The sequence below is a fragment of the Methylobacter sp. Wu1 genome, assembly GCF_036553575.1.
Lineage (GTDB): Bacteria > Pseudomonadota > Gammaproteobacteria > Methylococcales > Methylomonadaceae > Methylobacter.
In genome coordinates, this window is sequence record NZ_JAZHOC010000062.1 from 94,061 (window position 1) to 112,708 (window position 18,648).

The following is an 18,648-nucleotide window of genomic DNA, read 5'->3' on the forward strand; positions in this document are numbered from 1 at the left end:
TGCGTTCTATAAACCGCACATTATATCTGTCTGACATCTTTAAGAGAATAACTAAAACTGTTGTTAAAAATTATGAAGAAGAAATACCGGTACGGATATTTGTTATTAATGTGCGTTCTGACCTTGCCAGTTAACGTATCGGGAAATACGCTGGAACAGCAACGAGCTGATTTTCTGCAAGCGGAAAAGTTGATTGCCCAAGGAAAAAGCGAGGCATTTTGGGACCTCGCCCTGTCTTTAAAAGGCTATCCTTTGTATCCGTATCTGCACTATCAGTGGCTAAAGAATAATTTGCATCAGACGAGCGGAATTCTGGGATTTTTATCGGAATACAAAGATACGCGTTATGCCGGTTTGTTAAGGTCTCAATGGCTGAGCTATCTGGCTCAGCATGAAAGCTGGCGCGAATTTCTTCAACATTATCAGGCAAGCGGCAACAGCGCGCTGGAATGTCAGTTTTACTGGGCCAAATATCTGACGGGCGATACTCAACTGGCATTGAATGAAGCAAAGCGCCTGTGGGCAGTGGCGAAATCTCTGCCTAAGGAATGCGATGCATTGACGTCAGTATTGATCAAGTCGCCGCTTTTTACGCAGGAGTTGATCTGGCAACGCTTCGAATTGGCATTGCGGAAAAACAATGTCCAGCTGGCGGAGTATCTGAAGCGTTTATTAACGGATCAGGCTATTGCCGATGTGTGGCTGCAAATTCATAAAAAGCCCGAGCTAATAGGAAGCGATACTTTAGGGATCAACCCGGACCGGCAGGGTGGGCGTATCTTTGCGCATGCTGTCGATAGAATGGCCAAAACAGATCCCGAGCTGGCGATGCAAATCTGGGACGGCAGGAAATACAATTTCGCTATAGATGCGCAAACGGACCAGCGAATCGAACGAAGACTCGCACTGGCCCTGGCATTCAATAAGAACAAAAAAGCCTATGATCGTCTGAGCCGATTGGGCAATGTCGATGCGGAGGTCAGGGAATGGAAAGCCAGAGCCGCCTTGCTCGAACAGAATTGGCAACATGTTGCCGATGCGCTGGCGGGCTTGACGGATCAGGAGCGGCTGGAGCCCCGATGGCAGTACTGGCAGGCCCGCGCGCTGGCTAAAACGGGCGATGTGTTGCAGGCACAGGCTATCTACAATCATCTTGCTGAAGACCGGAGTTTTTACGGCTTTCTTGCAGCCGATACCGTCAGCAAGCCTTATCAGTTAGTCGATAAACCTGTTTTTCTGCCAGGGAATGAGCTTGAAGCATTAGCCGAAGACAATGACTTTAAAATAGCCCGGGAGCTCGATTTTCTGGGGCGTATGCCAGAAGCGCAGCGGCAATGGTGGTTTGCCGTCAAAAAACTGCCCAAAGAGCGCTTGATAACTGCGGCCAAATTGGCTCAACAGTGGCAATGGAATCAAGTGGCTATTTTTACGCTGGCTAAGGCCGATTACTGGGATGACATGGGGCTACGGTTCCCGGTCAATTATCTCAATGAAGTCAGTAATAATGCGTATAGACACAATCTTGATCCGGCTGTAATTTTCGGCCTCATTCGCCAGGAGAGCGTGTTTGACAGGTATGCCGAGTCGCCGGTCGGCGCCAGAGGTCTTATGCAGATTATGCCGAAAACGGGCCAGCAAATTGCACGGGACCTTCGCGAGAATTGGCAATCCGAGGCAAGCCTGTTTGATCCCGGTATTAATGTCAAGTACGGTTCCTTTTATTACAGACAACTGTTGGACCGGTTTAACGGTCATTTCGCACTGGCAACTGCCGCTTATAATGCAGGGCCGAGGCGGGTAGGGCAGTGGCTGCCTAGTGGCGAGACTGTGCCGGCGGACATATGGATAGAGACCATTCCATTTAAGGAAACCCGAAAATATGTATCTTCAGTGCTTTCTTACATCATGATTTATCAGGAGCGTATGCACAGGAAAGCGCTCAGGATAAAAGATTTCATGCTGGATGTGCTACCGGGCTAAAAATTGAGCTGATTTTTTTTGGTGTCTGTTAGATAATGCGCGTTTGATGCAAGAATAATTATTATTAACTTAGGTACATAAATATTATGGAGAAACAGCATAGTTTTACGCGCGAAGAATTATTGAAGTCCGGTAGGGGGGAGCTATACGGGCCGAAAAATGCGCAATTGCCTCTACCAAATATGCTAATGATGGACCGGATTACCCATATATCGGATGAAGGTGGCGCTTACGGGAAGGGCGAAATTATTGCTGAGCTGGATATAACTCCTGATTTATGGTTTTTTGCTTGCCATTTCCAAGGCGATCCGGTGATGCCGGGCTGCTTGGGATTAGATGCCATGTGGCAATTGATAGGCTTCTATTTGTGCTGGATGGGCGGACCTGGTAAAGGACGGGCTTTAGGGGTAGGTGAAGTTAAATTTACTGGGCAGGTTTTGCCAACCGCTAAAAAAGTGATTTACCGAGTCAATCTGAAAAGAGTAATAATGCGGAAGCTGGTTATGGGTATCGCTGATGCCACTATGGAAGTTGACGGTAAAGTAATTTACGAAGCTACCGATTTGCGGGTTGGTCTATTTACTTCTACAGAAGATTTCTAGAGGCTATTGTAATGAAAAGAGTCGTGGTAACCGGTTTAGGCATCGTTTCCAGCATCGGCAATAACCGAAATGAGGTTGTAAATTCCTTAAAAGAAGGGCGTTCTGGAATCGTTTTTGCCGATGTTTATAAAGAACTTGGCTTTCGCAGTCATGTTCATGGACCTGTCAATATAGATCAGGACGAATTTATCGACCGTAAAATAAAACGTTTTATGGGCGATGGTGCTGCATTTAATTACATTGCCATGCAACAGGCCATTGATGATGCAGGCCTTGCGGAGTCGGACGTATCAAATGTCAGGACCGGTCTGGTGATGGGATCGGGTGGGCCTTCCACTTCAAATCTCGTGGATGCGGCAGATATTTTGCGCGAAAAAGGTATCAAGAAAGTAGGGCCTTACATGGTGACCCGGACTATGTCCAGCACCAATACAGCCTGTCTGGCAACACCGTTTAAAATCAAGGGCGTCAATTATTCCATCAGTTCCGCCTGTGCAACCAGTGCTCACTGTATTGGTCATGCCATGGAGCTGATCCAGATGGGCAAGCAAGATATCGTGTTTGCCGGCGGCGGCGAAGAAGTGCACTGGACCATGTCCGTCCTGTTCGATGCGATGGGAGCTTTGTCTTCCAAGTACAACGACACGCCTGAAACGGCCTCAAGGCCTTATGATGAAACCCGTGACGGTTTCGTTATTTCCGGCGGCGGCGGTGTGCTGGTTATCGAGGAGCTGGAACATGCCAAAGCCCGCGGCGCCAGGATCTATGCCGAACTGACAGGTTACGGCGCAACATCCGATGGCTATGATATGGTTCAGCCTTCAGGCGAAGGCGCTGTGCGCTGCATGCAGCAAGCTATGCAAACCGTGCATGACAAGATCGATTATATCAATGCGCACGGCACCAGTACGCCCGTCGGCGATACCAAGGAACTGGAAGCCCTGCGTACCGTATTCGGTGCCGGTAACGTGCCGTGGGTCAGCTCAACGAAGTCTCTGACAGGTCACGCATTAGGCGCAGCCGGTGTCAATGAGGCCATTTATTCTTTATTGATGATGGAAGAAAATTTCCTGAGCGCTTCAGCCAATATCTCGCATCTGGACCCAAATGCGGAAGGCATTCCCATCGTGCGCGAGCGCCAGGACAATGTCACGCTGAATACCATCATGTCGAACAGTTTCGGCTTCGGCGGAACCAACGCAACCTTAATCTTCCAACGTTACAACGGTTAACGTATTCCATCCGGGGTTCTGATGAACCCCGGTCTTTATTTCGTTTTATTAAGTCAACATTATTCTGACCATGTCAGATCCAGATCAAAAATCCAGAACCCAATTTAATAAATTACAGAAGCGTTTGCGCCATGCTGTAGGCGATGCAATTGCCGACTACAACATGATCGAAAACGGCGACAAGATCATGGTGTGCCTGTCCGGCGGCAAGGACTCCTATACTTTATTGGATATTCTGCTCAATCTGCAGAAAACAGCGCCGGTTGAATTCGAACTGATTGCCGTTAATCTGGACCAGAAACAGCCGGGCTTCCCCGAGCATGTATTGCCGGACTATCTCGAATCCATCGGCGTTCCTTATCATATTATCGAAAGGGACACTTACAGCATCGTCAAGCGCATCATTCCCGAAGGCAGCACAACCTGCGGCCTTTGTTCACGATTGCGGCGCGGCGCCTTGTATGGTTATGCTGAAGCCAACGGCATTACCAAAATAGCTTTGGGGCACCATCGCGACGATATTCTTGAAACTTTCTTCCTGAATATTTTTTATGGAGGCAAACTGAAAGCCATGCCGCCCAAACTGCTCAGTGACGACAGGAAAAATATCGTGATCCGGCCGCTGGCCTATTGCCGCGAGAAAGATATTGAACGGTTTGCTGCATTCAAGAAGTTCCCGATCATTCCTTGCAACCTGTGCGGCTCTCAGGAGAACCTGCAGCGGCAGGCCATGAAAGTCATGCTGAAAGGCTGGGACAAACAGTTTCCGGGCCGGTTGGAAACCATCTTTACCAGCCTGCAGAACGTGGCGCCTTCGCAATTGGCCGATACGCAGTTGTTCGATTTTGCAGGACTGAAACGCGGCGAGTCTACTGGAGAGGAAGAACGGGTCATTTCATTTAATGCCGGGTTGGATATATTAGCTCAATAAAGGGCTATGGCAATCATCGTTCTTTTTACTGACTTTGGGCCGGCCGGGCCGTATACCGGGCAAATGGAAGCGGTACTGCGGCAAATGGCGCCGGCGCATCCTGTTATTGATTTGCTCAGCAATGCGCCTATTGCCAATCCTCGCGCTAGTTCTTACTTGCTGGCCGCTTTGCGGCACAGTTTCCCGGAAGGCAGCATTTTCCTGACGGTGATCGATCCCGGCGTCGGCAGTGAACGCAAAGCGGTAGTTTTGCAAGCCGACGGCCAGTATTTTGTCGGCCCCGATAATGGTCTGTTAAATACCGTCGCCGTGCACTCCCGACAGGTGCAGTGGTTTGAGATTGTCTGGCGTCCAGAGCAGTGCTCGATGAGTTTTCATGGTCGGGATTTATTTGCGCCGGTCGCGGCCAGGCTGGCCTGTGATGGCGCAGATGATTTATTGAGGCCGTTTATCAGACATGATTTGAATACCTGGCCTGTAGATTTGGCTGAAGTGATCTATTTTGATCATTACGGCAATGCCATGACCGGCTTGCGCTATCATGAAGGGCTGGCGGGCAAGTCGTTGATGGTCAACGGCATTGTTATGGAGCAGGCCGATACTTTTAGCGCTGTCGCCGAACATCAGGCTTTCTGGTATAAAAACTCCAGTGGCCTGGTTGAAATAGCCGTCAATAAAGGCAGTGCGAGGCAGCTTGGCTTTGATGTAGGCGCTGTCATTTCTTTCGGCAAATAATACACCTGCCGATATTCACTGACATTCGCTCATGATTGAATCATCTAACCGCTGGCAGTTCTGGATAGACAGGGGCGGGACCTTTACCGATATCGTGGCCCGCAGTCCTGAAGGCGGGCTTGTCAGCCGGAAACTCCTGTCCGAAAATCCGGAACGCTATCAGGATGCTGCTATACAAGGTATTCGCGAAATACTGGGTATTAAGGATGGGGCATTGCCCGGTGAAATGATAGAGGCGGTGAAAATGGGCACGACGGTAGGGACCAATGCCCTGCTGGAGCGTCATGGCGAGCCGACCGCTTTGATCATAACCCGTGGCTTCAAGGACTGTTTGCGCATCGGTTACCAGAACCGTCCCGATATTTTTGCCTTGAACATCCAGTTGCCTGAGCAGCTCTATCGAAGCGTCACAGAAATCGACGAGCGGGTTAGCGCCCAGGGCGATATTCTGGTTCCTCTCGATAAACAACACGCCAGACAGCAATTGCAGGCTGTTTACGATGCTGGTTTTCGCTCCATAGCCATCGTGCTGATGCATGCCTGGCGGTATCCGGCTCATGAGCAGTTATTGCAGGATTTGGCCGAAGAAATCGGTTTTCCGCAAATATCGGTATCGCATCAGGTCAGTCCCTTGATGAAGATTGTCGGCCGGGGCGATACGACAGTCGTTGATGCCTATCTGTCGCCGTTGCTCAGGCGCTACGTCAAACAGGTGGCCGACGGCATTAATGGCTGTCATCATAAGGCTCGATTGCTGTTCATGCAGTCGAACGGCGGTTTGACCGATGCCGCAAGTTTTCAAGGCAAAGACAGCATTCTCTCAGGGCCGGCCGGCGGCATAGTCGGCGCAGTGGCTGTTTCGGCCAGGGCCGGGTTTGACAAGATCATTGCCTTTGACATGGGGGGGACATCCACAGATGTTGCCCATTATGCCGGTGAATATGAGCGCAGTTTTGAAACGGAAGTGGCGGGCGTACGGATGCGTGCGCCAATGATGCATATTCATACCGTTGCTGCGGGCGGCGGCTCGATTCTGCATTTCGAAGCGGGACGCTATCGGGTAGGGCCCGATTCCGCCGGAGCCAATCCGGGGCCCGCTGGCTATCGTCGCGGCGGCCCTTTAACCGTTACCGACGCCAATATTTTGCTCGGCAAGCTGCCGTTATTTCCCCATGTTTTTGGCCCGGAGGGTAATCTGCCATTGGATCAGGACCGAGTCAGGCAGTTGTTCACCGAATTGGCGGACCAGATAAATGCAAAGACCGACGACAATAGAACACCCGAACAGGTTGCGGAAGGATTTTTGGCCATTGCGGTTGAAAACATGGCGGCCGCGATTAAAAAAATATCGGTACAGAAAGGCTATGATGTCTCCCAATACAGTTTATGCTGTTATGGCGCGGCCAGCGGCCAGCATGCCTGTGCGGTTGCGGATAGATTGGGCGTTCAGCGCATTCTGTTGCATCCGCTGGCCGGCGTCTTGTCGGCTTACGGCATGGGGTTGGCCGATGTCAGACTGCTGAAAGAACAGGCGCTGGAACTGCCGTGGCAGGAAACTTCGCTGGCCGATTTGCAATCGATTATAGCGGACCTTGAGCAGCGCGGCCGCCAGGAGATGCTGGCGCAGCATATCGATGCGGCTCACATTAAAGCAATCGGCCGCCTGCGCCTTCGTTTTCAAGGCACCGACACGGCTTTACCGGTCGTGTTTGCCGATAAGGAAACAATGCTCAATGCGTTCCGAAGCAAATACAGGCAGCAATTCGGTTTCGTTTATCAGGGCAAACCGCTGGTGATCGAAGCAGCTTCGGTGGAAATTATCGGCGTCAATGAACAGGTCGAAGATCGGCAGTTTTATGCGGAGCATCCGCATGATCAGCCGTTGCTCGTCACGCGCGTACTCATGCAGAATGACTTTCATCAGGCGCCGGTTTACCGCAGAGAGCAACTGCAGGCCGGCGTTCCGATACCGGGCCCCGCCATTATTATCGAGCCGACTTCGACTATCGTCATCGAGCCGGATTGGCAGGGCGAAATAACCGCTCAGCAGGATTTGATCCTGACGCGCGTACAAACCAAAGTCCGGCAGAACATTCTGGCATCATCGACACCCGATCCGGTGATGCTGGAGATATTCAACAAACTGTTCATGTCCATTGCCGAGCAGATGGGCTTTGTGCTGCAAAATACCGCGCATTCGGTCAACATCAAGGAACGATTGGATTTTTCCTGCGCCATTTTTGATGGAGAAGGGCAATTGGTTGCCAATGCGCCCCATATTCCTGTGCATCTGGGATCAATGGGTGAAAGCGTTCAGGCCTTGCTGCGGACCGAGCGCGCCACCATGCAGGAAGGCGATGTCTATCTGCTGAATTCACCCTATCATGGCGGAACGCATCTGCCTGATATTACGGTCGTGACACCGGTTTATAGAGACAACGAGCTATTGTTTTTTGTCGCTTCCCGAGGACATCATGCCGACGTCGGCGGCATCACGCCCGGCTCAATGCCCCCGCATAGCCGGGAAATAGAAGAGGAAGGCGTGCTCAGCAGCGGTATGAAGATTGTCGGCGGAGGGCATTTTCAGGAGCATCTCATTCGAAACTGGCTGTTGTCAGGAAAGTATCCTGCACGCAATCCGGAACAAAATATAGCCGATCTGCAGGCTCAGATTGCCGCCAATCAAAAAGGGCTGCAGGAACTCAAAAACATGGTCGACAGCTATTCGCTGGATACGGTCCGGGCCTACATGCAGCATGTGCAGGACAATGCCGAAGCGGCGGTGCGCCATGTCCTGAAGTCGCTATCCGGCGGACAGTTTGTTTACAGTATGGATGACGGCGCCGAAATCGCCGTAGCTATCACCGTAAATCGGAAAGCCGGAACAGCGATAATCGATTTCAGCGGCACTTCCAAACAGTCGGCAACTAACTTCAACGCGCCGTCAGCCGTTTGTAAAGCCGCCGTGCTGTATGTGTTCAGAACCTTAGTGCAGCATGACATCCCACTGAATGCGGGGTGTCTGAAACCGCTGGAACTCATTATTCCGGAAGGTTCGCTGTTAAATCCGCATTATCCTGCGGCAGTTGTCGCAGGCAACGTCGAAACCTCGCAATATATTGTCGATGCTTTATATGGCGCATTAGGCGTATTGGCAGGATCGCAAGGCACAATGAATAACCTGACTTTCGGCAATGCCCAATACCAGTACTACGAGACAATCTGCGGCGGTGCGGGAGCGGGCGCTGATTTTGACGGTTGCGATGCCGTTCATACGCATATGACCAATTCCCGCATAACCGATCCTGAAGTGCTGGAGTGGCGGTTTCCGGTTTTATTGGAAGAGTTCTCAATGAGAGCGGGCAGTGGCGGCGCCGGCAGGCATAAAGGCGGCAATGGCGTGCAGCGCAGGATCAGATTCATGGAGCCTATGACTGTCAGTGTTTTATCCAGTCACCGGTTCAAACCCACATTTGCAGTCAACGGCGCAGAACCGGGGAAATGCGGCAAAAATACCGTTATCCGGAAAAACGGCACAATAGAATGTTTACCGGGCTGTGCACAAATTGAGGCTCAAGCTGGTGATGCAATCCAAATTGAAACTCCAGGAGGAGGCGGTTATGGATGATTTTCAATTTTGAGCCGGATTTTGAGCTAAAAAGCTGACGAAAAAGGTTGCTTTTTAAAGTGGTTGGGTTAATATATACAGATCGCGGAGAGATGGCTGAGTGGTTTAAGGCAGCGGTCTTGAAAACCGTCGTGGGTTTGTAGCCCACCCAGAGTTCGAATCTCTGTCTCTCCGCCACTCATACTTTCCTTTCTAAAAATAATCACCTGGCATTCATTCAAAACCTTATCTAAGCTAAGGTGTTGCTTTGATATGGTAGTAATGCATTAATTGATTATCAAATTCTCATCTCAATATTTCTAAATTTTATTTCAATAAATTAAACATTAATTTATTGATTCTCGTCGTACAAGTTTTCATAATCCAGTAGCGCGAAATTAGTTGCAATAGCTAACGATTTGCGAAATTCATCTTCAAATTTGCGCTTGAAAGGGACGAAAGTCATTTTCGTGTGCGACAACCCACCTTCTCCCGTGACTCATGCCGATCGTTCAAGAGCTCTCGGTCGTATTTGTACTGAGAGGCTTCGGATCAACCTCATTACCGAAAAATGGCTGGGCGTCCAGCTGATGGGTGGAGAAGTGGTCAATGCCGAGAAGAACGAAGACATTGTCGAGGTGTATGGGGTTCTTGGGTACAGCAGTTGGCGCTGCAAATCTAAAATTGAGCATTGAATAACCCTGAAAGTCGCTGTTGATTTTGCTGGCAAGCCGAGAGGCACTGTTGGCGGTAGAAGACGCGTAGTCTGACCCGGCGAGCTGTATGTGATGAATTGAATCGGTTTGGAATCAAAGCCGCATGAAGCGGTCAATAATTATTGATTCGAGTGCAGCGGGTTATGGCTTAGTTATAGGGATTTGCAGTTGGCGCATAATCATGAAAAATTATCTCCCAGGCGCGATTTCATGCTTTATCTGATTCTTTTGAGTAGCCGTTTAATCAGTAATAGAACTTTGAGAGAAGCAAATGAGTTTACAAACAAAATTAATAGTAGCTGTCATAGTTGGTAGCGTAAATGGCTCGTCAATCTCAAGCCATCAATTCAGCGAGCCGACTTACATTAAGATGGCTGGTGCTGAGGCATTTGGCGTCAACACGTCAGATACACCTGAAGTCGATACGCCTGATACACCAGACGTACCTGAAGTCGATACGCCTGATACGCCAGACATACCTGAAGTCGATACACCTGATACGCCAGACGTACCTGATGTTGACATACCTGATACACCAGACGTACCTGAAGTCGATACACCTGATACACCAGACGTACCTGATGTTGACACACCTGATACACCAGATATTCCTGAAGTTGATACACCTGACGTTGATACTTCCGATTAAGCTGCCTGGTGTTTAAGCACGCCACCTTTCCATATTCGCTGGCGTATTTGACGTGCTACTGAAAAAACTCAAGGCTGGAACTATCGGAAATGGACATTGCTCCACTGATCTGCCAAAGATCAATTAATTTTTAAATTGATTCCTCAATATTGGCAGGATCGCACCGTTGCCATCCCGGTTTTTTCGTTTTTACATAGAGATATACCCCTGTATGGCGAAAAAACACATAACCAACTTAATTTTTGCTCTGTCTCGGAATGACTTGATATACATAAGATTATTGGAGCCATTCTTTAGGCGAGCCTGATATTCAATGGCGGCAGGATAATACATGGAATATATTTATTTATGTAACATCCTAAAATTCAGTTCGTTAAGCTCGCATTAAGTTTTCAAGATGAAAATATATTCAAATAATTCAGACTAAGAATAAATGAGTTATTTGAATACATGAAACGTTTATTAAATAAAACTGTTAGCACCAGTTAATTGCCACAAAAGCGCATTAAAATTGACTGTATAAAACTCTGATCTATTGTTTCTTAATAATATTGACGAGAAAAAGGTAAAGATAGGCGCTGAAAGTGGAAAATATTAAAAAATGCTTAACTTAATATATAAGTTATTTTTGTAACAATAATCTATAACAAGGAAAAAATAATATGAAAAAAGTAATAAAATTATCAATGATTTCCCTGGTTTTCAGCATGGTTACGGCTTGTGCGACTACTTCGGACGTTGAAAATTTACAGTCGCAAGTTGATGGCTTGAATTCTAAAGTATCTCAAGCGTCCGCTGATGCGGCTAACGCACAGACTGCAGCGGCTGATGCGGCTGCAAAGGCTGAAGCTGCTGAAGCCGCCGCTAATCGGGCAGCCGAATTAGCTCAAGATACCAATAACAAACTGGACAATAGGTTCAGAAGATCAATGATGAAATAAACCCTTGTCGCTGGAGCGGAAAATAGACCAGCGAGAAAACTCCTTGTTCTTTTGGAGTCAATTTCTGCCTATCTAAAGCTGTGACACGGCTTTAAAGGATTATTGATAAATATTATCAAAACTGATAGTCAATAATATGTATGTTTTTGTTTTAAATAATGATTATTTTCAGTCGGTAAAAATTGGAGACCGAAAAAGGAACTTATCGGACGCTGATTTCCATGCTTTAGATAGGTTTTTTGTATTAATCACTATCAACAACAGTTATCATGTTAAGGCACTGAAAAATAGCAGTGCTTTAAGTTTTAGAGTATTGATAGGGCTTTAATCCTTTGTAATGCTCAACCGGACAGTGCTTCAGATGAGGCGGCAGCTGTCGTAGTCAAGCTATTGCTGGCTGTCTGTCTCTTCTGTCAGAGAAAATAGAGACGCTGACTAATGCACTGATTCGGATTATAAGAATAACTGATGAGGGTAGTGAATTGATTGCAACAAGTGTTTATATTTTAACGTGTGTTTTTACAACCTATGTCTTTTATAGAGCGCGTAAAAGCTAGTTCGTTTTAGCTTGGGTTGTAAACAATATTCTACACAGTCACATATGCGGATTTTGAAAAATAGCTAAATGCGCACAATAGGCTCATAGCGTTAACAGTTTCTGCATCTGTGGCTGTGTAGATCATAACTTCCATGACTTTATTTTCAGTATTCAAGCGATACCGCTGTGCCAATTTTTGATAACCTTCCTCGGTTTAGGCGAAGCAGCTTGATATCCAGCTAAATGATCTTTCTGATTTGATCAGAAATGCCCGGGCCGTTTTTATGGGCTTCACGCCAAATGCTTTCGAAAGACATGGCGCGAAATTCGAGAGCGAACTGCAGATGGCGCGTATGCTTTGCGTTCGACTTTTTCAAGTTTTCAGGCGGTTTTTTACTCATAAAATTCTTTTTTACGATCAATGCGCCAGAGCCGCCTATCATCGGCCATCTCAAATCCGGCTCCCATCTGGCTGGAATCCTCATCAAAAACGTCATCGGCGATCACATCAGCGTGTTGATGGCGGCCGCGGCTAAATCTATCGCCATATTGCTTGTCGGCCTTTGAGGAATCCCGCGGAGATGATTCGACAATAACTATGAAATCTTTTTTCAGAATCAACTAAATCCTGTCTATTTTAGCTATCTTGAGTATTGTTTATGTTATGCTTGAGCTCCCTAAATCAGAGTAATGTAATTATGGATCAAGCAAGCCTGTCTAGTAATTACAGTTTAGGCTAACTATTGAACGAGATATAAAGAGACAATGAAGATCAAATACTATCAATTCTATCTGGGCGGCCTGATGGCAATCATGAGCGCAGGGGCAATAGCCGAGGAAAACGCGGCAATGGAAGACGCCTGTCGAAAAGCCGCCAACGAGTCCGCAAAAGGCGAAATCGTCAAAATTGAAGCGAAAAAAGTAATTGACGGCGGCGAGATTTATGAAATCGACCTTAAAGCGGCCGACGGAGCTCAATGGGAATTTAAGTGCGATAAAACCAGCGGCAAAATAATCAAGAAGGAACAGGAATTGCCGAGTGCCGATCATCCGGCTTTCGCCGCCTTGAAAAAAATCGATGAAGCCGAAGCCCGTAAGATCGCATTGACGGCATATACCGGCATAATTAACAAGGTTGCGTATGAAATTGAATCGGATGGCACCGCGGTTTACGAGATTATCATCCAAACAGGAGACGGACTTGAAATGGAAGTCGAAGTCGATGCGGCTACCGGCAAAATTATAGAAGCCGACGAAGACTCTGATTAAAATGGCCGGCCGGGTTAGGCAATAGCCATAACCCGGCGTTGCTGCCTTGACTTGCCGGGTTATGCCTATGACATACCCCATGCTTGGATGGCTTTTTGCATTTGCCGTTACTCTGCACAATGCGGAAGAGGCAATATTTTTGCCAAAATGGTCGATACGTACCGGAAGATGGCATGTTCCGGTGGGCGAGCTTGAATTCAGACTGGCTGTAGCAATGCTTACGCTTCTCGCATATGGGGTTGCATATCTCTGCTCAATACAAGGGCTACAAACAGTTGCAGCTTATGCGCCTGGTACGGCACAGCTTTATTATTCAATCTGCCTGTGTGCAGTGTATTACTGAGTGCATTACTGTATGTCGGAGTTCAGGATGGATATATCGATGTCGAAAAGCTTGCGTGGTTTGGCCCAGCGAGTACTGCAGTCATTTTGGCGAGCATACCGATACTGTTCCTGATTGGCTGAAAGTTGGCCGGTGCAGTAAAACATTCTTAATCCGAATCTGACGATATTTTCACTGTTCCCTTTAAAAACAGCCAAAGACTTTTTGAGCAATTGCTTCTCCTTGTCGGTCGTAGCTTAAATAGATTCTGTTAGATTCTGCGATCGCCCAATTTAACTTGCCGGAGGTTTCGAATGAGCATTCAAAGCGAATTACAAGCCACCATTGCCGATATGGTAGTCGAGGGTAAAGGCATCCTGGCGGCCGATGAGAGCCTGCCGACTATCGCCAAGCGTTTCAAGGCGGTCAATGTGGAATCGACCGAGGAGAACCGCCGCACTTACCGCTCGTTGTTGCTGACCACGCCAGGTTTGGGCGAATTCATCAGCGGCGTGATCCTGTTTGAAGAAACGCTGGGGCAGAAAACCGCTGACGGAAAACCTTTGCCGCAAGCAGCGGCCGAGCATGGCGTCGTGCCCGGCATCAAAGTAGACAAAGGTACGATTCCGCTGGTCAATGCGCCGGGTGATCTGGTCACGCAAGGGCTGGACGGTCTGGCTGACCGGTTGACAGGCTATAAAGAGCAGGGCGCGCGCTTCGCCAAATGGCGCGAGGTCTACCCGATTGCCGGACACAATCCGACAATGCTGGGCATAAAGACCAATGCCGAGGTGCTGGCCCGCTATGCGGCCATTTGCCAGTCGCTGGGCATCGTACCCATCGTGGAACCGGAAGTGCTGCTGGACGGCGATCATACCATCGAGCGCTGCTTTGAAGTCACGGAAGCTGTTCAGCATGCGGTCTTTCACGCCTTGCATCGACACCGCGTAGAGCTGGAACATATCATACTGAAACCGAGCATGATCCTGCCGGGCAAGGATGCGCCGAAGAAAGCCGGCCCCGGGGAAATTGCCGAAAAAACGCTGGCGCAGCTGCGCCGGACCGTACCGGCAGCCGTGCCCAGCATTAATTTCCTGTCCGGCGGCCAGACGCCTGAAGAAGCGACCGCCAACCTGAACGCCATCAACGCGATGGCCGGCAATGCGCCCTGGCAGCTGAGCTTTTCCTATGCGCGGGCGCTGCAAGACCCGGTATTAAAGACTTGGCAGGGCAAGGCTGAAAATGCACAGGCGGCGCAGCAGGCGCTTTATAAACGCGCAAAACTGAACAGCGTGGCGCGCACCGGCAGTTATACTTCTGAGATGGAAAAGGATTAGCGGCTGGCTGTCGGGCGAATTCACTTGTGCCCCTTGCGGGTATTCGCCCTCTGGGTGCTTGTGCCCTTTTGGGTGCCCGCCCTAGGCCACTGAAGTCGCCCCCACAATGGGCAGCGCACAATCAGATAAACGCCTGTTCTCAAAATCAACAACAAAATGAACATCTTATGCAGGAAGTCATAATCGTCATCAATGCCGGTTCATCGAGCATCAAGTTCGCCCTGTTCGCCGCCAACGGCAGCCAATACCCCGATATGCTGTATCGAGGGCAGGTTTCCGGTATCGGCAGCGAGGCGCGGTTTACCGTTCAGGGCGATAGCCGCTCGCTGCCGATACATGATCATCAGGAGGCTTTGCGCGTCCTGGTCGACTGGCTGGACGCGCATGACGACGACTTGAGGCTGCTGGCCGTTGGGCATCGCATCGTGCATGGCGGCAGCCGATACATTCGCCCGGCGCTGATCGATGAGGCCGTGATGGCCGACCTCGAGGCGCTGGTTCCGCTGGCGCCGCTGCATCAACCGCATAACCTGAGCGCCATCCGCGCCCTGCGGCAACTGCATCCCGGCCTGGCCCAAGTCGCCTGTTTCGACACGGCCTTTCACCACACGATACCCGAGGTCGCCCACACGTTCGCGCTGCCGAAATCCCTGTATGAAGAGGGCGTGCGCCGCTATGGCTTCCACGGTCTGTCCTACGAATACATCATCAACGTACTGCCGCAGCATTCGGAAGCCGAAGCCGGCGGGCGCGTCGTGATCGCGCATTTAGGGCAGGGCGCGAGCATGTGCGCGGTCAAGAACCGGCAAAGCATTGCCACGACGATGACGTTCACGCCGCTGGACGGCCTGCCCATGGGCACGCGCTGCGGTTCCATCGATCCGGCCGTCGTGCTGTATCTGCTGCGTGAGAAAAACATGACGGCCGATGCCATTTCGGATCTGCTGCATTACCGGTCCGGCCTGGCCGGCTTGTCCGGCATCAGCGGCGACATGAAAACGCTGCTCGGCAGCGGCCACGTCGATGCCGACAAGGCTGTCGACATCTTCGTCTACCATATCTGTCGCGAGCTGGGCTCTCTGGCCGCGGCCCTGGGCGGCCTCGATACGCTGATTTTTACCGCCGGCATCGGCGAACGCGCGGCCGTGATCCGCGACAAGGTCTGCAAGGGCGCCGCCTGGCTCGGCATCGACATCGACCCTGAGGCCAATCGCAACAATGCGGCGCGGATCAGCAGCGCGAGAAGCCCTGTTTCGGTCCGCGTGATTCCGACCAATGAAGAACAAATTATCGCGCATCATACCTATACCTTAACCAGCGGAGGCCATAATGAATAGCATTCAGGACCCATCGGTATTGCCCCTTTCCGAGCAGGAAGCCACGCGCATCAACGCCTACTGGCGCGCGGCCAATTATCTGTCAGTCGGGCAGATTTACCTGCTTGACAATCCACTGCTCAAAGAGCCGCTGCAACTGAAACATGTCAAGCCGAGGCTGCTGGGCCATTGGGGCACCACGCCCGGCCTGAATTTCATTTACGTGCACTTCAACCGCGTAATCAAGGCGCGCGATCTCGATGTCATTTATATCGCAGGCCCCGGCCACGGCGGGCCGGGACTGGTAGCCAATACCTATCTGGAAGGCAGCTATAGCGAGTTCTATCCCAATGTCTCCCAGGATGCCGAAGGCATGCAGCGCCTGTTCAAACAGTTCTCGTTTCCGGGCGGTATTCCCAGTCATGCCGCGCCGGAAACGCCGGGTTCCATCCATGAAGGCGGCGAACTCGGTTACTCGCTTTCCCATGCTTACGGCGCGGCATTCGATAATCCCGATTTGCTGGTATGCTGCGTGGTCGGCGACGGCGAGGCCGAAACCGGTCCGCTGGCGACCAGCTGGCATTCCAACAAGTTCCTGAATCCCGAGCGCGACGGTGCGGTGCTGCCGATACTGCATCTGAACGGCTACAAGATCGCCAATCCAAGTTTTCTGGCGCGCATCGATAATGACGAACTGTGCGCCCTGTTCACCGGCTACGGCTACAAGCCCTATTTTGTCGAGGGCGACGAACCTGAAATCATGCATCAAAAAATGGCCGCTACGCTCGATGTCGTGCTCCAGGAAATCGCCGATATCCAGAAGGACGCGCGCACCAACGGCTATTCCGGACGCCCGCGCTGGCCGATGGTGATCCTGAGAACGCCGAAAGGCTGGACCGGCCCTGAAGTGGTTGATGGCGTGCCGGTCGAGAATACCTACCGCTCGCATCAGGTCCCGCTTGCCAAGCTGGCCGAGAACCCCGCGCATTTGAAAATGCTGGAACAGTGGCTGCGCAGTTACAAGCCGGAGGAATTATTTGACGACAACGGCACGCTGATCCAGGAACTGGCGGATCTGGCCCCGAAAGGCGAGCGGCGCATGGGCGCCAATCCGCACGCCAACGGCGGCTTGCTGCTGCGGGATCTGAAAATGCCGGATTTTCGCGACTATGCCGTGGACGTGAAAAATCCCGGCACCGAGTCGGCCGAATCGGTGCGCGTGATGGGCAAATTTCTCAGGGACATCATGCGGGCCAACGAGGACCAGCGCAATTTCCGGATCATGGGGCCCGACGAGACGGCCTCGAACCGGCTCGATGCCGTGTACGAAGCCACCGACAAGGTTTTCACCGGCGAGATTATCGCCACCGATGATCATCTGTCGGATGACGGCCGGGTCATGGAAGTGCTCAGCGAGCATCAATGCCAGGGCTGGCTCGAAGGCTATCTGCTGACCGGGCGTCATGGCCTGTTCTCCTGCTACGAGGCCTTCATCCATATCGTCGATTCGATGTTCAACCAGCACGCCAAATGGCTCAAGGTCACTAAGGACATCCCGTGGCGCCGGTCCATCGCTTCGCTGAACTACCTGCTGACGTCGCACGTCTGGCGCCAGGACCACAACGGCTTCAGTCACCAGGACCCGGGCTTTATCGACCACGTCGTCAACAAGAAGGCCGAGGTCATCCGCGTCTACCTGCCGCCCGACGCCAACACCCTGCTCTGGGTGACCGACCACTGCCTGCGCAGCCGAAACCGGGTCAACGTCATCGTGGCCGGCAAGCAGCCGCAACTGCAATACCTGGATATGAGCTCGGCCATCAAGCATTGCACGACCGGCATCGGCATCTGGGAATGGGCCAGCAACGACCGCAATACTGAGGCCGATGTGGTAATGGTCTGCGCCGGCGATATTCCGACACTGGAAACGCTGGCCGCCGTATCGCTTTTACGCGAGTTTTTCCCAGAGCTCAAAATCCGCGTCGTCAATGTCGTCAACCTGATGCGTCTGCAGCCGAGATCGGAACATCCGCACGGCCTGTCGGACAAGGATTTCGATTCGCTGTTCACGGACAGCAAGCCGGTTATCTTCGCCTATCACGGCTATCCGTGGCTGATCCACCGTCTGACTTATCGCCGGACCAACCATGAGAATCTGCATGTGCGCGGCTATAAGGAAGAAGGCACGACCACGACGCCGTTCGACATGGTCGTGCTCAATGAGATGGATCGGTTCCATCTGGTTATCGACGTCATCGACCGGGTGCCGCACCTGCGCTATGTCGGCGCTCATGTGAAGCAGATCATGCGCGACAAGCTGATCGAGCATAAGGAATACATCATCGAGCACGGCGAAGACATGCCGGAGATACGCAATTGGGCCTGGCCGGTTGGATGACTGTGTAGGTCGGGTTAGCGCAGCGTAACCCGACGCATCGGAGTTGCAGATGTCGGGTTACGCTGCGCTAACCCG

At 50.9% G+C, this 18,648-nt stretch carries 13 protein-coding genes and 1 tRNA gene; 13 read left to right on the forward strand and 1 reads right to left on the reverse strand.

Annotated elements, in window-relative coordinates; translation table 11 throughout:
* Nucleotides 1-108 precede the first annotated feature (108 nt).
* From V2P20_RS13180 to V2P20_RS13220, 9 genes are all read left to right on the forward strand, one after another.
* Complete coding sequence (locus V2P20_RS13180; RefSeq protein WP_331819032.1) at nucleotides 109-1,980, forward strand: transglycosylase SLT domain-containing protein; 1,872 nt, start codon at nucleotides 109-111, stop codon at nucleotides 1,978-1,980.
* An 86-nt stretch (nucleotides 1,981-2,066) separates the two neighbouring features.
* The gene (gene fabA / locus V2P20_RS13185) at nucleotides 2,067-2,582 is read left to right on the forward strand and encodes a 3-hydroxyacyl-[acyl-carrier-protein] dehydratase FabA (protein ID WP_194970078.1); all 516 of its coding nucleotides are present in this window, start codon (nucleotides 2,067-2,069) and stop codon (nucleotides 2,580-2,582) included.
* An 11-nt stretch (nucleotides 2,583-2,593) separates the two neighbouring features.
* Nucleotides 2,594-3,814, forward strand: coding sequence for a beta-ketoacyl-ACP synthase I (gene fabB / locus V2P20_RS13190; protein ID WP_331819034.1), 1,221 nt, complete (start codon nucleotides 2,594-2,596; stop codon nucleotides 3,812-3,814).
* Nucleotides 3,815-3,884: 70 nt separating this feature from the next.
* Nucleotides 3,885-4,745, forward strand: coding sequence for a tRNA 2-thiocytidine(32) synthetase TtcA (ttcA, locus tag V2P20_RS13195; protein ID WP_331819036.1), 861 nt, complete (start codon nucleotides 3,885-3,887; stop codon nucleotides 4,743-4,745).
* Between the two features lie 6 nt (nucleotides 4,746-4,751).
* Nucleotides 4,752-5,480 (forward strand): SAM-dependent chlorinase/fluorinase, encoded by a 729-nt coding sequence (locus V2P20_RS13200; protein ID WP_331819038.1) that lies wholly within the window; start codon nucleotides 4,752-4,754, stop codon nucleotides 5,478-5,480.
* A 31-nt stretch (nucleotides 5,481-5,511) separates the two neighbouring features.
* Entirely contained in the window at nucleotides 5,512-9,108 is a 3,597-nt protein-coding gene (locus V2P20_RS13205) for a hydantoinase B/oxoprolinase family protein (RefSeq protein ID WP_331819040.1), read from the forward strand.
* Nucleotides 9,109-9,194: 86 nt separating this feature from the next.
* Nucleotides 9,195-9,285 (forward strand) — tRNA-Ser (locus V2P20_RS13210).
* Between the two features lie 789 nt (nucleotides 9,286-10,074).
* The gene (locus V2P20_RS13215; RefSeq protein ID WP_331819042.1) at nucleotides 10,075-10,452 is read left to right on the forward strand and encodes a hypothetical protein; all 378 of its coding nucleotides are present in this window, start codon (nucleotides 10,075-10,077) and stop codon (nucleotides 10,450-10,452) included.
* A gap of 662 nt (nucleotides 10,453-11,114) precedes the next feature.
* Entirely contained in the window at nucleotides 11,115-11,393 is a 279-nt protein-coding gene (locus V2P20_RS13220; protein WP_331819044.1) for an Lpp/OprI family alanine-zipper lipoprotein, read from the forward strand.
* A gap of 931 nt (nucleotides 11,394-12,324) precedes the next feature.
* Here V2P20_RS13220 and V2P20_RS13225 read toward each other — a convergent pair.
* The gene (locus V2P20_RS13225) at nucleotides 12,325-12,552 is read right to left on the reverse strand and encodes a hypothetical protein (RefSeq protein WP_331819046.1); all 228 of its coding nucleotides are present in this window, start codon (nucleotides 12,550-12,552) and stop codon (nucleotides 12,325-12,327) included.
* A gap of 144 nt (nucleotides 12,553-12,696) precedes the next feature.
* Here V2P20_RS13225 and V2P20_RS13230 point away from each other — a divergent pair, with 144 nt between their 5' ends.
* The 4 genes from V2P20_RS13230 (at nucleotide 12,697) to V2P20_RS13245 (ending at nucleotide 18,573) form a co-directional block, all read left to right on the forward strand.
* Nucleotides 12,697-13,200 (forward strand): PepSY domain-containing protein, encoded by a 504-nt coding sequence (locus V2P20_RS13230; RefSeq protein ID WP_331819047.1) that lies wholly within the window; start codon nucleotides 12,697-12,699, stop codon nucleotides 13,198-13,200.
* Between the two features lie 636 nt (nucleotides 13,201-13,836).
* A complete protein-coding gene (locus V2P20_RS13235; RefSeq protein ID WP_331819049.1) occupies nucleotides 13,837-14,859 on the forward strand; it encodes a class I fructose-bisphosphate aldolase in 1,023 nt (340 codons plus the stop codon).
* Between the two features lie 167 nt (nucleotides 14,860-15,026).
* Nucleotides 15,027-16,196: an acetate/propionate family kinase gene (locus V2P20_RS13240; RefSeq protein ID WP_331819051.1), complete on the forward strand. Its 1,170-nt coding sequence runs from the start codon at nucleotides 15,027-15,029 to the stop codon at nucleotides 16,194-16,196.
* Nucleotides 16,189-18,573 carry a phosphoketolase family protein gene (locus V2P20_RS13245; RefSeq protein WP_331819053.1) on the forward strand — a complete coding sequence of 795 codons (2,385 nt, stop codon included), beginning with the start codon at nucleotides 16,189-16,191 and terminating at the stop codon, nucleotides 18,571-18,573. Before V2P20_RS13240 ends, V2P20_RS13245 begins: the two co-directional genes overlap by 8 nt.
* The last annotated feature ends 75 nt before the right edge of the window (nucleotides 18,574-18,648 follow it).